The organism is Shuttleworthella satelles DSM 14600 (assembly GCF_000160115.1).
Taxonomy (GTDB): Bacteria; Bacillota; Clostridia; order Lachnospirales; family Lachnospiraceae; genus Shuttleworthia; species Shuttleworthia satelles.
Genome location: NZ_GG665866.1, coordinates 463,755 through 479,136, shown reverse-complemented (window position 1 = coordinate 479,136; position 15,382 = coordinate 463,755). Strand labels below are relative to the sequence as shown.

Sequence of the window (15,382 nt, the reverse complement as noted above, 5' to 3'; positions counted from 1 at the left end):
TCAGAATTGAGAATAAAAATGACACACCTTGGTACAAAAACTATAGAAACAGACAGACTGTGCCTTCGAAAGCTAAGTGTTAATGATGCTGAAGCCATGTATAAAAATTGGGCATCAGATTCGGAGGTTACTAAATATTTGACTTGGCCTCCTCATGAGAGTATTGAAACTACGAAGAAACTTCTTTCCTTGTGGTCAAAGGACTATAGGAAAGAAGACTGTTATCAATGGGGCATCGAATTGAAATCCATAGGGGAGGTAATAGGTACTATTTCTGTAGTTGGGAAAAAGGACGAGATAGACATGGTGCATATAGGTTATTGCATCGGACGTGCATGGTGGCATCAAGGAATAATGACAGAGGCACTTAGTGCAATTATTGATTTCTTTTTTAACGAGGTTGGATGCAATAGAATTGAGTCCAGACATGACACCAACAATCCCCATTCAGGAGACGTTATGAAAAAGTGCGGTATGAGGGTAGAAGGAACCAAAAGAAGTGCTGACATAAATAATCAGGGAATCTGCGATGTGACAGAATATGCTATTCTGCGCTGTGACCATTTATAAACCTCATGATCAAGCATTTTTGTGGCTTACATGGGGCTTTTGTTTGCGCCCCGGGGAATTGACAAGTGATTTTTCCACCCGTAAACTATAGAAGTTTGGCGGAACCGCGGCCGAGAGAGGCTGGTGTCTGCCCTATAGAAACAGAAAAATGCCGGGCGATCCCGGCAGAATATATGAGGTGCATCTTGTCTAAGTTGAGAGAAGAAATCGAGAAGAGGAGAACATTTGCCATTATTTCTCACCCGGATGCCGGTAAGACAACCCTAACAGAGAAATTCCTGCTCTACGGGGGCGCAATCAATACGGCCGGTTCTGTTAAGGGGAAGGCGACCGCCCGGCATGCGGTCTCTGACTGGATGGAGATTGAGAAGCAGAGAGGAATCTCTGTCACATCTTCTGTTCTCCAGTTTAATTATGCCGGACGCTGCATCAATATTCTGGATACGCCAGGCCACCAGGATTTCTCGGAGGATACCTACCGGACTCTGATGGCAGCTGATTCCGCGGTCATGGTCATCGACGGATCAAAGGGAGTTGAGGCCCAGACCAGAAAGCTCTTTAAGGTCTGCGTCATGCGTCATATTCCCATTTTCACCTTTATCAACAAGATGGATCGGGATGCCATGGACACCTTTGAACTCCTGGATGATATTGAAAATGAGCTGGGGATCGCCACCTGTCCCATCAACTGGCCCATTGGCTCCGGTAAAGATTTCAAGGGAGTCTTCGACCGCGATACGAAGAGGGTTATGACCTTCGCGGATACGATGAAGGGGACCAAGGAGGGAAGTGAGGAGGAGTTTGACATCGGAGACGCCAAACTTCGTGCGGCCATCGGCGAGGAAGCGCTTGGAATTCTGGAGGAGGAGATTGAACTTTTGGACGGCGCTGCCGCTGCCTTTGATCAGGGCAAGGTGGATGCGGGACAGCTCTCTCCTGTCTTTTTCGGATCCGCCCTGACCAACTTCGGCGTAGAGACCTTTCTGAAACATTTTCTGGATATGACATCTTCACCTTTGCCAAGAGAGTCCGATGCGGGGCTGATTGATCCCTTCTCAGAGGATTTCTCCGCTTTTTGCTTCAAGATTCAGGCCAATATGAATGCCCGTCACAGAGACCGCATTGCATTTATGCGTATTACTTCCGGCAAGTTCACAGCCGGCATGGAGGTCTTTCATGTCCAGGAGGGAAAGAATATCCGTCTCTCCCAGCCCCAGCAGATGATGGCGGATGACCGCCATATTGTCGATGAGGCCTATGCGGGTGATATCATTGGAGTCTTTGATCCGGGTATTTTCTCTATTGGGGATACGATTCTGACGGGAAAAGAGCACTTCAGCTTTCACGGTATTCCCACCTTTGCCCCGGAGCATTTCGCCCGTGTCTGTCAGGTGGACACCATGAAGCGCAAGCAGTTCATGAAGGGGATCAATCAGATTGCCCAGGAGGGCGCCATCCAGATCTTTCGCGAATACAATACGGGAATGGAGGAGATCATTGTGGGAGTGGTCGGCGTCCTCCAGTTTGACGTTTTGAAATTTCGCCTCAACAATGAGTACAAGGTCGAGATCAAGATGGAGAATCTTCCCTATGAGTATATTCGCTGGATCAGCAATGAGGGAGTGGATGTAGACGCGATTGTGGGGACATCCGATATGAAGAAGGTGACCGATTTAAAGGGCAGGCCCCTTTTGCTCTGGGTCAATGAGTGGTCCATCCGAATGACGCAGGAGCGCAATGAGGGACTGGAGCTGGCCGAATTTTCACAGGATTGATTGTTTTGCTCCCGCAGGGCTTGAGCCCGGCGGGATTTTTTGAAGGCTCCAATTCTCCGGAGATTTGTTTTTGAAGGCTCTAACTCTCCGGAGATTTGTTTTTGAAGGCTCCAATTCTCCGGAGATTTGTTTTTGAAGGCTCCAATTCTCCGGAGATTTGTTTTTGAAGGCTCTAACTCTCTGGAAATTTGTCTTTGAAGGTTTCGGCTCTGCGAGACCTTGTCCTTTTCTGTTTTCCGTATGAAGAAAATCCTGCAAATGACAGATCCGCCGAAGTTTGGCGGAAAAAATCGTGCAAGAGAGAGAATCGGGCGGGGAGTGATTGCCAAAGTCCCTCCGGCATGGGAGAATGAGGATGCGCAAGGGGAAGTGAATTCGATCAGACGGATGTCTGCGGTCAGAAACCCGATCATGTCGTTGACAGCTATGTAGAATAGGATTAAGATGATCAACAAAGGCGAACAGCTGTTCGCGAATAAACGTTCGAACAAGGAGAGCATGATGGCAGCAGAAGCGAAGACAGTAGAAGCGAAGACAGTAGAAGCGAAGACGGCAGAGGAGAAGCAGAAGGCTCTGGAAGCCGCGATTACGCATATTGAGAAGCAGTATGGCAGGGGCTCTGTCATGAAGCTGGGAGAGGGAAGCCAGCGCATGAAGGTTGAGGCGGTCTCCACAGGCTCTATCAGCCTGGACCTGGCCCTGGGCGTTGGAGGTCTCCCCAAGGGGAGAATCATTGAGATCTTCGGACCGGAGTCCTCCGGTAAGACGACGGTGGCCCTTCACTGTGTCTCTGAGGTACAGAAGAGGGGAGGGATCGCAGGGTTTATTGACGCGGAGCACGCGCTGGATCCCGTCTATGCCAGGAATATTGGCGTTGATATTGATAATCTCTATATCTCACAGCCGGATAACGGGGAGCAGGCATTGGAGATTGCCGAGACAATGGTTCGCTCCGGAGCGGTTGATATTATTGTGGTCGATTCCGTCGCCGCGCTGGTGCCGAAGGCGGAGATTGAGGGGGATATGGGAGACAGCCATGTGGGTCTGCAGGCCAGACTGATGTCTCAGGCCCTGCGCAAGCTCACCTCTGTTGTCAGCCGAACCAACTGCATTGTCATTTTCATTAATCAGCTGCGAGAGAAGATCGGCGTCATGTTCGGGAATCCTGAGACTACGACCGGCGGCCGGGCCCTCAAGTTCTATGCCTCTGTCCGCCTGGATGTCCGCCGCACGGAGGCGATCAAGCAGGGGGGCGACGTGGTCGGCAACCATACCCGCGTCAAGATTGTCAAGAATAAGGTGGCGCCTCCCTTTAAACAGGCTGAATTTGATATTATGTTCGGACAGGGGATTTCAAGATCCGGAGATATTCTGGATCTGGCAGTTGATATTGATATTATTAACAAGTCCGGAGCCTGGTATGCCTATGAGGGGGAGAAGATCGGCCAGGGCCGTGAGAATGCCAAGAAGTATCTGGAAGAGCACCCGGAGCTCATGGAGCGGATTGAACAGCTGATTCGCGACCACTATGCGCCAGAAGAAGTGGCCGAAGAGCCTGAGGCAAAAGAAGAGTGAGTCGTTTGATTGAATCCATAGAGCCGGAAGGGAAGCGGCAGAGAGTCTGTCTCGATGACGGGACAGACTTTCTTCTCTATCAGGCGGAAGTCAGTCAATATGCGCTAAAGGCCGGAGAGGAACTGTCGGAGGACCAGTATCACATCCTTCTCAGCGAGATTTTCTTTCCCAGGGCCGCCAAGAGGGCGATGCGGCTTCTTGAGGTCAGAGATTACGCGGAGAAGAGACTTCGTCAGAAGCTTGAGACAAGCGGCTATCCCCAGGAGGCCGTCGATTACGCGATTGAATACGTCAGTCGCTTTCATTATCTGGATGACCGTCGCATGGCAGCTGCCTATGTGCACGCTCATCAGGAGAATAAAAGCCGCAGGCGGATTGCCCTCGACCTGACGAGACGGGGGATTGACAGGGACTTGATTGAGCAGACCCTGGATGCAGAATACACGGCATCGGAGGAGGATCAGATTCGGAGCCTGCTCCATAAGAAGGGCTATGATCCGACAGTATCCGATCCCAGAGAGAGGGGGAAGCTCTACCGCTTTCTGGCCTATCGGGGCTTCTCTGCCTCCGCCATTATGAAGGCTCTGCAAAAGTCCGATGAATCTTGACTAATTTTTCCGAAAATTATAATATTTAAGTGTTGTAGACAACATTATGGATAGTCCATTTTGAAGCATACAATCACAATTTCATAAGGAGGTGCTCCCGTGGTTGCAATTATCATTGCGGTAGTGATTACCCTAGTAGTTGTAGCTCCGGTCACCCTGGCGATTGCGAACTCCATTCATAAGAAACAGGATGCTGAGACCATCAGCGGCGCCCAGGAACAGGCGCGCAGAATCATCGATGAGGCTGTTACAGAGGCTCAGGCGAAGAAGCGCGAGGCTCTCCTGGAGGCCAAAGAAGACTCCCTGAAGACTAAGAATGACTTGGAGAAGGAGATTCGTGAACGCAGGGCAGAAGTACAGCGCTCTGAGAATCGTATTCTGCAGAGGGAGGAGAACATCGACAAGAAAAGCGATGCCCTCGCCAGAAGAGAACGGAGCCTGCATGACCGTGAGCAGAACATTGAGAAGGCCAGAGAAGAAGTGGCCCAGCTCAACGCAAGGAGGTTGCAGGAACTCGAGCGAATCTCAGGATTAACCTCTGAACAAGCCAAGGAATATCTACTGAAGACTGTTGAAGAAGATGTCAAGATCGATGCTGCGAAGATCGTGAAGGAATCCGTTGCTCAGGCCAAGGACGAAGCCAACAAGCGGGTCAGAGAGATCGTGGTGACCGCCATTCAGAAGTGTGCGGTAGACCATGTCGCGGAAGCGACGATTTCTGTTGTTCAGCTCCCCAATGATGATATGAAAGGGCGGATCATCGGCCGTGAGGGCCGCAATATCCGTACCCTTGAGACATTGACCGGGGTGGAACTGATTATTGATGATACGCCGGAGGCGGTTGTCTTGTCCGCATTTGATCCGGTACGCCGTGAAATCGCAAGAATTGCGCTCGAGCGCTTGATTGTGGACGGACGGATTCATCCTGCCAGGATTGAGGAGATGGTCGAGAAGGCCAGCCGGGAAGTAGACAACGCGATGAAGGAGGCTGGCGAGGCCGCCGCCATTGAGGTGGGAACGCATGGTCTGCACCCGGATCTGATCAAGCTCTTAGGCCGTATGAAGTATCGTACCTCGTACGGTCAGAATGCCCTGCAGCATTCCATAGAGGTTGCGCAGCTGTCCGGTCTTCTGGCTCAGGAAGTCGGTGTCGATGTCCGTGTCGCCAAGCGGGCAGGTCTTCTGCACGATTTGGGCAAGGCAATCGACCATCAGGAGGGAATCACCGGCACGCATGTGCAGATCGGTGTGGAACTTGCCAAGAAGTACAAGGAGAGTCCGGTTGTCGTCAACGCGATCGCAGCGCATCATGGCGACGTGGAACCGGAATCACTGGTCGCCTGGATTGTCGCCGCAGCGGATGCCATCAGCGCAGCCCGTCCCGGCGCCAGACGCGAGTCTCTGGAAGCGTATACAGAGCGCTTACAGCAGTTAGAAGATATTACCAAGGAGTTCAAAGGGGTTGACAATGCCTATGCCATTCAGGCAGGCCGCGAGATTCGCGTGAGTGTTGTTCCCGAGCAAATCAGTGATGCAGACATGGTCCTTCTGGCCCGCAATATCGCCAAGCGTATTGAGAGCGAGTTGGACTACCCCGGACAGATCAAGGTAAACCTGGTTCGAGAGTCCCGTGTCAGTGATGTTGCGAAATAAGCAGGGAATCGGTCTGATCGATATGTTATCGGTCAGACCTTTTTCTGTTGCTTATGATGTTTAAAAAAGGAAATTTGTTTCCAGGCCGCAATAAATAAATAGGATGTTTTTTGGAGGAAGTTTCAGATGAATATTCGCCAGGAGATGGAGCTCTTGGAAGAGGAATTCCTCAGTCCCTATGCCACGCATGATGTGGACTCCAGGGGGCGAAAGAAGGAGGAAGACCAATGTGACATACGTCCTCTTTTTCAGAGAGACCGTGATCGCATTTTGCATTCCAAGGCTTTTCGACGTCTGAAAAATAAGACCCAGGTCTTTTTAACCCCTCTGGGTGACCACTACAGGACTCGTATGTCTCACACATTGGAGGTGTCCCAGAATGCCAGAACCGTCGCCAAGGCTCTGCGCATGAATGAGGATCTGACAGAGGCTATCGCTTTGGGTCATGATCTGGGCCATACTCCCTTCGGTCATGCCGGAGAAAGGGCGCTCACGGAGATTTATCCCGGGGGCTTCCGCCACAATGAACAGAGTGTGCGGGTGGTAGAGCTTCTGGAGAAGGAGGGGCAGGGGCTCAATCTGACCTGGGAGGTCAGGGATGGAATCCGCAATCATCAGACTGCTCTTACCCCTCATACGCCGGAGGGGAAGATTGTTCGACTCTGCGATAAGATCGCCTATGTCTACCACGATATTGACGACGCGATTCGGGCGGAGATTCTGTGCGAGGAGGACATTCCAAAGGAGCTGCGCAATACACTGGGGCAAACGGCTAAGGATCGCCTGGACACCATGATCCACAATGTGATTATTTCAAGCCGTGACACGGACGCGATCTGTATGTCCGATGAAATCTGGCAGGCTCTACTGGACCTGCGCAAGTTTATGTTTCAAAGTCTTTACACCAATCCTGTGGCCAAGTCGGAAGAGGTCAAGGCCAAGCGGATGCTGAAAATGCTCTACGAGTACTATGCGGATCATTTTGAGGAGATCCCCGAGAAGTACCGGAGGATCGCGGAGGAGACCGGGGACGATGAGGGGCGGATCATCTGCGACTATATTTCTGGGATGACGGATCAGTATGCAGTGACCAAATTCAGCGAGTTCTTCCTGCCCAAGGCCTGGGAAGTAGACGGATATTGAGGAGTCAGCGTGCCATATTATTCAGACGAACTGATCGATCAGGTTCGCGAGGCCAATGATATTGTAGATGTTATCGGCCAGTATGTCGGATTAAAGAAGACCGGATCAGCTTATGTGGGGCTTTGCCCCTTTCACAACGAGAAGACGGGTTCTTTCCACGTCAACCGGGGCAAGCAATTCTATCATTGCTTCGGCTGCGGCGCGGGCGGCAATGTATTTACCTTTTTGATGAATTACGAGAACATGACCTTTCCGGAGGCGGTCAAGACCTTGGCCGACCGGGCCGGAATCGCCCTCCCCGAGCGCAGGATGAGCAAAGAGGACCGGGCCAGGGCCGATAAGAGGAGCCGGCTTTTAGAGATCAACAGAGAGGCGGCCAAGTTCTATTTTGCCGTCCTTCGCGGTAAGGACGGGGCTACGGCCATGAACTATTTCAGGGACCGGCAATTGACAGAGGAGACCATGCAGAAATGGGGCCTGGGCTATACCGGAAGTCACTCCAATGCCCTCTACCGCTATTTAAAGGGCAAGGGATACGAGGACCGCGATCTGGTCGACTCCGGCCTGATTGCGATCAGCGAGAGAAGGGGAGCGCACGATAAGTTCTGGAACCGGGCCATGTTTCCCATTATGGATGCGGGAGGTAAGGTGATCGCCTTCGGGGGTCGTGTGATGGGAGAGGGGGAACCCAAGTATCTCAACTCCCCCGAGACCATGATTTTCAACAAGAGCCGCACCCTCTTCGGCCTCTTCCTGGCAAAGAGAACGCGCCGTCCCCAGATGATTCTCTGCGAGGGATATATGGATGTGATCTCTATGCACCAGAATGGCTTTGACAATACCGTGGCCTCTTTGGGAACAGCTTTGACGGAGGGGCACGCGCAGATGTTAAAGCGCTATACGAGGCAGGTCTATCTCTCGTATGACTCGGATCCGGCGGGAATCAGGGCAGCCCTGCGGGCGATCCCTCTTCTCAAGGACGCGGGTATCAGCTGTAAGATTATCAATATGCAGCCCTGCAAGGATCCGGATGAGTTCATGAAGAAGCTGGGACCGGACGCCTATGAAGAGAGGATCAAGGAGGCGGAGAATTCCTTTATGTTTACGATCCGCATGCTGGAGAGGGATTACCAGATGGATGACCCGGAGTCCAATACAGAGTTCTTTCGCCAGGTGGCCCTGCGGATCAGCCGTTTTCCGGAGGAGATAGAACGGGGCAATTACATCCAGGCTGTCGCTGATCGCTACCACAGAAGCGCGGAGTCGATCCGCCAGCTGGTTGTGCACATGGCTTCCCAGGAGGGAATTCTGGCCCGGAGGAAGTCTGCGGACAAGGCGGACAAAGGAGCCTTTTCTTTGAATCGAAGTCAAAGGGATCCGGACGAGGACGCGTTTGCCATGGCAGACGCTTATGCCCGCGCCCAGGACGAGACGGAGGCCGCCTATCGGGGGAGCGATCCGGGAATGGACCTCTCACCAGCGAGAACCGCGCGCAAGGGGCCGGGTCAGAGGAGCCAGCCCAGAGAGACCGGCATGCGCCAGTCCCAGCGCTTACTGCTGACATGGATTACGGAGGACCCGGAGATCTACCGGGTCGTGAAGCCCTATCTTGAGCCGATGGACTTCGAGGAGGGCGTATATCGGGATGTGGCAGAGGAGGTCTGGAGCCAGTCGGAACAAGGTGGAGTCAATCCGGCCCGAATTATGGATCATTTCCAGGAGGGAGATGAGGGAGTACAGCGTGAAGTGGCCAGGATCTTCAATACCACAGTCGGGAGGTTGACTGAGCGAACAGATCGGATTAAGGCTCTTCGGGAGACCCTCTTGCGGATCAAGCGGGCGGCTATGGAGCGAAAGCGCAGGAAGGGCAATGCGGTCGACCCGGATTTTCTGACTGAGATGATCCGCGATAAGAAGAAACTGCAGGAACTGGAACATATCAGCATTGACCTAAAATAAGAATGAGGAGAGAAAATGGCAGGCAAAAAAGTGACAGAGGAAATCGTAAAGACATCCGGGACCGGAAGAGAAAAGCCGGGCGCTGAGAAAAAGACAGCAAAGGCGGGAAAAGAGCAGAAGTCTTCTAAGACTGGCGGACCAGCTGCAGGCGGAAAGAAGGCCGCTGAAAAGGCTGTTGGAAAAGCTGGGAAATCATCGGAGACAAGCGCCAAGAAGGCCGGCGGATCAGCTTCTGAAAAGAAGGAGTCTCCGGTCAAGAAGGCGAATGCCAAGAAGGATGGCGGATCAGCTTCTGAAAAGAAGGCAAAAGCAGTGAAGAAGACTGCTCAAAAGGAAACGAAGAGTCCAAAGACAGAGAAGCCCCAAAAGGAAAGCCCCGAAACGAAGAATTCCAAGGCGGACAATCCGAAAACGAAAAATGCCAAAATAGAGAATTCCAAGACGGGAAATTCAAAAAAGAAGGATTCTAAAACAGAAAACGCAAAAACAAAGAATTCCAAGGCGGACAATCCGAAAAAGAAAAATTCTAAAGTAGAGAGCGCAAAAACAGAGGCTCCAAAAGTGGAGAGCCCAAAAGCAGAAGAGGATAAGACCGGGGAGCAGGAGTCAGGTGAAGTGACTGCCGCGGAGATGTACAGCCGTTTGGGAGACCTGGTCGATCTTGGAAAGAGCAAGAAGAATATCCTGGACTATGCGGAGTTAGAGGAGGCCTTCCCGGAGTTTCGGGAGAACGAAGATAAGATGGATATCATCCAGGATTACCTGGAACAGTCCGGCGTGGATGTTCTGAAGATGGATGATGATGACCTGGACATAGATGATGACCTGCTCATGGATGAAGACGAGGATGAGGACGAGGACAAAGAGCCGGAGGTTGATATCGCGGCTCTGACCGCAAGTACCGACGCGGTCAACATTGATGATCCTGTCCGCATGTATCTCAAAGAGATCGGCAAGGTACACCTGCTGACTGCGGAAGAAGAGGTCGATCTGGCTCAGAAGATGGAAAAAGGGCTCAAGGCGGATGAGCAGATTGAGATCCTGCGGGAGGAGATCCGTTCCGGCGATTTATCTGAGGAAGACATGATGAATCTGGAGGCCCAGATCAAGATCTTAAAGAACGATTCAGCTGTCGGCGAGCGGGCCAAGCAGAAGCTCGCCGAGGCGAATCTGCGCCTGGTGGTATCAATTGCCAAGCGCTATGTGGGCCGGGGGATGCTCTTCTTAGACCTGATCCAGGAGGGAAATCTAGGACTGATCAAGGCGGTTGAGAAGTTCGACTACACCAAGGGCTATAAGTTCTCAACCTACGCTACCTGGTGGATTCGTCAGGCGATCACCCGCGCTATCGCGGATCAGGCCAGAACCATCCGGATTCCGGTGCACATGGTTGAAACCATCAATAAGCTGATTCGCGTCAGCCGTCAGCTCCTGCAGGAACTGGGAAGAGAGCCTTCTCCAGAGGAGATTGCCAGGGAGATGGAGACGACGCCCGACCGTGTTCGGGAGATTTTAAAGATTTCGCAGGAACCGGTCTCTTTAGAGACCCCGATCGGGGAGGAGGAGGACTCTCATCTTGGCGACTTTATCCAGGATGAAAATGCTCCCGTTCCGGCAGAGGCAGCGACATTCACTTTGCTCAAGGAACAGCTGAATGAAGTCCTGGACACCCTGACTGAGCGAGAGCGCAAGGTTTTGATTCTGCGCTTTGGTCTGGAGGATGGCAGAGGGCGGACCTTAGAGGAGGTTGGCAAGGAGTTCAACGTGACCCGTGAGCGGATCCGACAGATCGAGGCCAAGGCCCTGCGCAAGCTGCGCCATCCGTCCAGGAGCCGTAAGCTCAAGGATTATCTGGAGTAATTATGGCTGTCAGGTTATCGAGGCGGATGCAGGCTCTGGCGGCTCTGGTAGAGCCCTGTCAGAGTCTGGCGGATGTTGGCTGTGATCACGCCTATCTGAGTCTGGCGCTTCTTGAATCCGGGAGAGTGAAGCGGGCTCTGGCCATGGATATCAGGCCGGGTCCCTTAAAAAGGGCAAGAGAGCATATTGCGGCGGAGGGAATGGCGGACCGGATTGAAGTCCGCTGTTCCAATGGTCTTGCGTCTTATCGTCCGGGGGAGACAAAAGCCATTCTGATCAGCGGAATGGGAGGCGGTCTGATCCGGGATATCCTGGAGGCGGACCTGCCTTCGGCCAGGGAGGCCGGACAGATCATTCTGGGGGCACAGTCTGACTTACCCATGCTGCGGGCCTGGCTGCTTGACAGGGGATTTGTCACGCAGGCTCAGGATCTTGTGGAGGATGGGGGGAAGTGGTACTTCCTCGCCAGGGTCCGTTACCAGGAAGGAAGCCGGGGGGACTGTTCCTGGACTCCGGAGGAGCTGGCCTACGGAAAGCTTCTGATTGAGAATCGCCACCCTCTTCTGGAGGTTTATCTGCGGAGAGAGGAGGCCATGCTGAAGAGCATTCTTGCAGCGCTTCCTCAGGGGAAGGTCAGGCGAAGAGAAGAGATTTTAGAGAGGCTGAAGCAGAATCGAAGAGCCCGTTTGAGAATATCTGAGGAGAAGTAAGGATCCTGTAAAATACAGAAAAGATCAGTGTCAGACCAGCTTGGATATTTGCACCGGCATGCGGGATCAGATGGACCACGCAGTTTTTTACAGCCCCGGGAGGCGAAGATGAGAGTCAGAGAAATTACAGACAGGATAGAGAAGCGCATTCCCCGTCAGGCGGCGCTGGAATGGGACAATGTGGGACTTTTGGTTGGCGATCCCGACCAGGAGGTTCATCGCATCTATGTCGCTTTGGATGCCACCGATCAGGTCATCGACCATGCGATTGGCGCCAAGGCCGATATGCTCATTACCCACCATCCCATGATTTTCTCGCCGATCCGGTCCGTGCGGGCGGATGATTTTGTGGGTCGGCGCATCATCAGGCTTATCAGCCATGAGATTTCCTATTATGCTATGCACACCAATTACGATGTCTGTGAGATGGGAGATCTGGCCGCCGATACCCTGGGAATGACGGAACTGATCACCCTGGATGTCAGTTACGACGGAAGGGACATTGATCCGGTCGATGCGGCGGGAGACGGGACAGACGCCATCCCTCCCATTCGGGTCAGTTCTTCGATGGGAATCGGCAAGGTCGGGGAGATGGGGGAGGCCATTGCGCCCAGCCTGCGGGACTACGCGAAGCAGGTCAGGGAGGCGTTCGGGCTCTCCCATGTCAGAGTCTTCGGCGATCCCGAGCGCGAGGTGCACCGGGTGGCGATTTGTCCTGGATCCGGCAAGTCAGAGGTAGACTGTGCCCTGGCAGCCGGGGCGGACACCTATGTCTCCGGGGACATCGATCATCATACGGGACTGGATGCCATGGCCCAAGGACTGGCGGTAATTGACGCGGGCCACTATGGGGTGGAGCATATTTTCATTGAGCATATGGCCATGACACTCAGAGCGCAGCTGGCGGAGATCGATGTCCTGACAGAGCCCATGAAAGAACCGGTCTGGATCGTCTGACGGTCTGCCTTGGTCCCATGCTCTCTTGCCGGGGAGAAGGGGCGGAGGGGAAGATAAAAGAAGAGAGAAACTGTTTAGCCTGCAAGAAGAGGGGAGCCGGAGAGTGGCAATCAGAGTCGAAATCGAAGGAAAGACACATAAATACGCGGAGGGAACAAGCCTCTTGGAGATCGCGAAGGAGATCACAGAGCGGGATCCGCAGGCCTATCCGGAGGATATTGTCCTTGCGGAGGTTGATCACCACCTGCGGGAGCTTGGTCATGTGGCTGAAGAGGGGGAGAAGATCCGCTTTTTGACCAGTGTTGACAAAAACGGGCGGAGAGCCTATCGCAGAAGTCTGATTCTGCTCATGCAGGCTGCTGCAGCCAGGCTTGATCCGGACAGACAGATGGATATCCGGGTGGAGCATTCGCTCGGTCAGGGTTACTTCTGCCATATATACAGCAGGGAGAAGGACGGCTTTCATCTGCTCTCTCATCCGCAGGCCTCGCTGATTGCCCAGCTCAGGGATCAGATGCTGGCAATGGCGGATGAAGATATTCCTATCGTCAAGAGATCTGTCTCTACGGAGAAGGTCAGGGATTACTTCCGCAGGGAGGGACTTGTCGACAAGGTGAGCCTTCTGCGCTATCGGATGGATTCTCACACCAACCTCTATGATCTCGAGGGCGTCAGCGACTACTTCTACGGCTATATGGTTCCGTCGACCGGCCTGCTGAAATATTTTGATCTGCAGACATTTACCGATGGATTCATGCTTCTCTTTCCCTATCGGGAGGGGAAGAAGGTTGCTGATTTTGACCCGGCCATGAAGCTTTTTGAGGTGCAGGAGAGGTCAGGCAACTGGTCTGCCCGTCTGAGCATTCCCTCGGTGGGAGCGCTGGACGATGCGATTGCTTCCGGCAGAATCCGGGATATCATTTTGGCCCAGGAGGCTCTGATGGAGGAGCAGATCGGCAGCATGGCCTCCCGGATCATTGACAGAGGCCGACGCGTCGTGATGATTGCCGGGCCCTCTTCTTCCGGAAAGACGACTTTTTCCCATCGACTGGGAACCCAGCTGATGGCCCGGGGCTTCACGCCCCATCCCTTTCCCCTGGACAGCTATTACAGGGGGAGGAGCCAGGTTCCCCTGGATGAGAAGGGAAACAAGGATTTCGAGGCCCTTGAGGCGCTGGATGTAGAGCTCTTCAACCAGAATGTCACGGACCTCTTTGCCGGGAAACGGGTTCTTCTTCCCGAGTATAATTTTACGACAGGCAAGCGGGAGTACCATGACCGATATATGCAGCTGGGGGAGAGAGATATTCTTGTGATCGAGGGGATTCACGGTCTCAACGACAAGCTCTCTTATTCCATTCCCGCCTCCATGAAGTACAAGATTTATATCTCCGCCCTGACTCAGCTGGGGATAGATGAGCACAATCCCCTGTCGACAACAGACGGCAGGCTTCTGCGCCGTATTGTCCGGGACGCGCGGACGCGCGGGACTTCCGCTGCCGAGACCATTCGCATGTGGGACTCTGTGCGCAGAGGAGAAGAGAGCGGGATTTTCCCCTTTCAGGAGATGGCCGATGAGATGTTTAATTCGGCTCTGGTCTATGAGATCGGCGTGCTCAAGCTCTATGCGGAGCCCCTGCTCTTTGCGATTGACAAGGAAGATCCGGCATACGCGGAGGCGCACCGCCTGCTCAAGCTGTTGGATTACTTTCTGGCCATCCCCACGGAAGATATTGCCAACAATTCCCTGATCCGGGAATTTATCGGGGGCAGCTGTTTTCAGGTTTGAGAAGGAGTTTGCGCGTTCTGCTCTACCGGCTTTCGTTGGATTTGCTCTGCAGACCTTTGTTGGCCGGGACCTTCATCGGTCTTGCGCTTACCCCTTTGAAATCGCTATAATAAGGCCTTGAAAGCAGGGTATGTGATCGCTGCCGTATGCAAGGGAGCCGCTTTGCGGCGCAGAACCTTGCCAAGAGGAAGGCTTTGCCGAACCTCAGAATACGGGAGAGGAAAGTCCGGGCTTCACAGGGCAGGATGCCGGCTAACAGCCGGTGGAGGCGACTCCCAGGAAAGTGCAACAGAAATATACCGCCGGGGGAACCCGGTAAGGGTGGAAAGGCAGTGTAAGAGACTACCGTGCGGCTGGTAACAGGCGCAGCCATGTAAACCCCATCCGAAGCAAGACCGAGCAGGAGCGATGACGCGGCCCGCCAGCTCCGGGTTGGTTGCTCGAGGCGGCTGGCAACAGCCGTCCTAGATAGATGATCACACAAGACATAACCCGGCTTATCGCCCTGCTTTCTATTTCGCGTTTCATAGGACCGTCCCTCTCTGTAAGGACGGTCTTTTCTCTTTTTCCCATCTGCCCTGTAAAAGGTTCATGGAATGCCGCAGACAACAAATGACCGCCGGCGCCAGGACTGCCCTGTAAAAGGTTCATAAAATGCCGTCAGACAGCGGATAATCGCCGCCGCCAGGACTGCCCTGTAAAAGGTTCATAAAATGTCGTCAGACAGCGGATGACCGCCGCCGCCAGGGCTGCCCTGTAAAAGGTTCATAGAATGCCGTCAGA

At 53.3% G+C, this 15,382-nt stretch carries 11 protein-coding genes and 1 other RNA gene; all 12 read left to right on the top strand.

Translation table 11 applies throughout. The features are described 5' to 3' along the window. The first annotated feature begins 18 nt into the window (after positions 1-18). The 12 genes from GCWU000342_RS02150 (at position 19) to rnpB (ending at position 15,115) form a co-directional block, all read left to right on the top strand. On the top strand, positions 19-570 hold the full coding sequence (locus GCWU000342_RS02150; protein WP_006905564.1) for a GNAT family N-acetyltransferase: 552 nt from the start codon (positions 19-21) through the stop codon (positions 568-570). A 173-nt stretch (positions 571-743) separates the two neighbouring features. Beyond that, the gene (locus GCWU000342_RS02145; RefSeq protein WP_006905563.1) at positions 744-2,345 is read left to right on the top strand and encodes a peptide chain release factor 3; all 1,602 of its coding nucleotides are present in this window, start codon (positions 744-746) and stop codon (positions 2,343-2,345) included. Between the two features lie 501 nt (positions 2,346-2,846). Then, positions 2,847-3,920 (top strand): recombinase RecA, encoded by a 1,074-nt coding sequence (recA, locus tag GCWU000342_RS02140; protein ID WP_045000146.1) that lies wholly within the window; start codon positions 2,847-2,849, stop codon positions 3,918-3,920. 5 nt (positions 3,921-3,925) lie between these two features. Next, positions 3,926-4,528 (top strand): regulatory protein RecX, encoded by a 603-nt coding sequence (locus GCWU000342_RS02135; protein WP_045000144.1) that lies wholly within the window; start codon positions 3,926-3,928, stop codon positions 4,526-4,528. Positions 4,529-4,627: 99 nt separating this feature from the next. Beyond that, positions 4,628-6,181: a ribonuclease Y gene (gene rny, locus GCWU000342_RS02130; protein ID WP_006905559.1), complete on the top strand. Its 1,554-nt coding sequence runs from the start codon at positions 4,628-4,630 to the stop codon at positions 6,179-6,181. A 126-nt stretch (positions 6,182-6,307) separates the two neighbouring features. Further along, positions 6,308-7,324 (top strand): deoxyguanosinetriphosphate triphosphohydrolase, encoded by a 1,017-nt coding sequence (locus GCWU000342_RS02125; RefSeq protein WP_006905558.1) that lies wholly within the window; start codon positions 6,308-6,310, stop codon positions 7,322-7,324. 9 nt (positions 7,325-7,333) lie between these two features. After that, positions 7,334-9,283, top strand: a complete 1,950-nt coding sequence (dnaG, locus tag GCWU000342_RS02120) for a DNA primase (protein ID WP_006905557.1) — start codon at positions 7,334-7,336, stop codon at positions 9,281-9,283. 561 nt (positions 9,284-9,844) lie between these two features. Continuing rightward, the gene (rpoD, locus tag GCWU000342_RS02115; RefSeq protein ID WP_408640209.1) at positions 9,845-11,143 is read left to right on the top strand and encodes an RNA polymerase sigma factor RpoD; all 1,299 of its coding nucleotides are present in this window, start codon (positions 9,845-9,847) and stop codon (positions 11,141-11,143) included. Between the two features lie 2 nt (positions 11,144-11,145). After that, the gene (locus GCWU000342_RS02110) at positions 11,146-11,853 is read left to right on the top strand and encodes a tRNA (adenine(22)-N(1))-methyltransferase (RefSeq protein ID WP_045000142.1); all 708 of its coding nucleotides are present in this window, start codon (positions 11,146-11,148) and stop codon (positions 11,851-11,853) included. 108 nt (positions 11,854-11,961) lie between these two features. After that, the gene (locus GCWU000342_RS02105; RefSeq protein ID WP_006905554.1) at positions 11,962-12,810 is read left to right on the top strand and encodes a Nif3-like dinuclear metal center hexameric protein; all 849 of its coding nucleotides are present in this window, start codon (positions 11,962-11,964) and stop codon (positions 12,808-12,810) included. A gap of 103 nt (positions 12,811-12,913) precedes the next feature. Continuing rightward, a complete protein-coding gene (locus GCWU000342_RS02100; protein ID WP_242649965.1) occupies positions 12,914-14,599 on the top strand; it encodes a nucleoside kinase in 1,686 nt (561 codons plus the stop codon). 120 nt (positions 14,600-14,719) lie between these two features. Beyond that, an RNA gene (rnpB, locus tag GCWU000342_RS09980) (RNase P RNA component class A) lies at positions 14,720-15,115 on the top strand. Positions 15,116-15,382 lie beyond the last annotated feature (267 nt).

Excerpts from the sequence above, each read along its gene's own strand:
- GCWU000342_RS02150 (WP_006905564.1), top strand. The coding sequence starts at position 19 with ATGACACACCTTGGTACAAAAACTATAGAAACAGACAGACTGTGCCTT.
- GCWU000342_RS02145 (WP_006905563.1), top strand. The coding sequence starts at position 744 with ATGAGGTGCATCTTGTCTAAGTTGAGAGAAGAAATCGAGAAGAGGAGA.
- recA (WP_045000146.1), top strand. The coding sequence starts at position 2,847 with ATGGCAGCAGAAGCGAAGACAGTAGAAGCGAAGACAGTAGAAGCGAAG.
- GCWU000342_RS02125 (WP_006905558.1), top strand. The coding sequence starts at position 6,308 with ATGAATATTCGCCAGGAGATGGAGCTCTTGGAAGAGGAATTCCTCAGT.
- GCWU000342_RS02110 (WP_045000142.1), top strand. The coding sequence starts at position 11,146 with ATGGCTGTCAGGTTATCGAGGCGGATGCAGGCTCTGGCGGCTCTGGTA.
- GCWU000342_RS02105 (WP_006905554.1), top strand. The coding sequence starts at position 11,962 with ATGAGAGTCAGAGAAATTACAGACAGGATAGAGAAGCGCATTCCCCGT.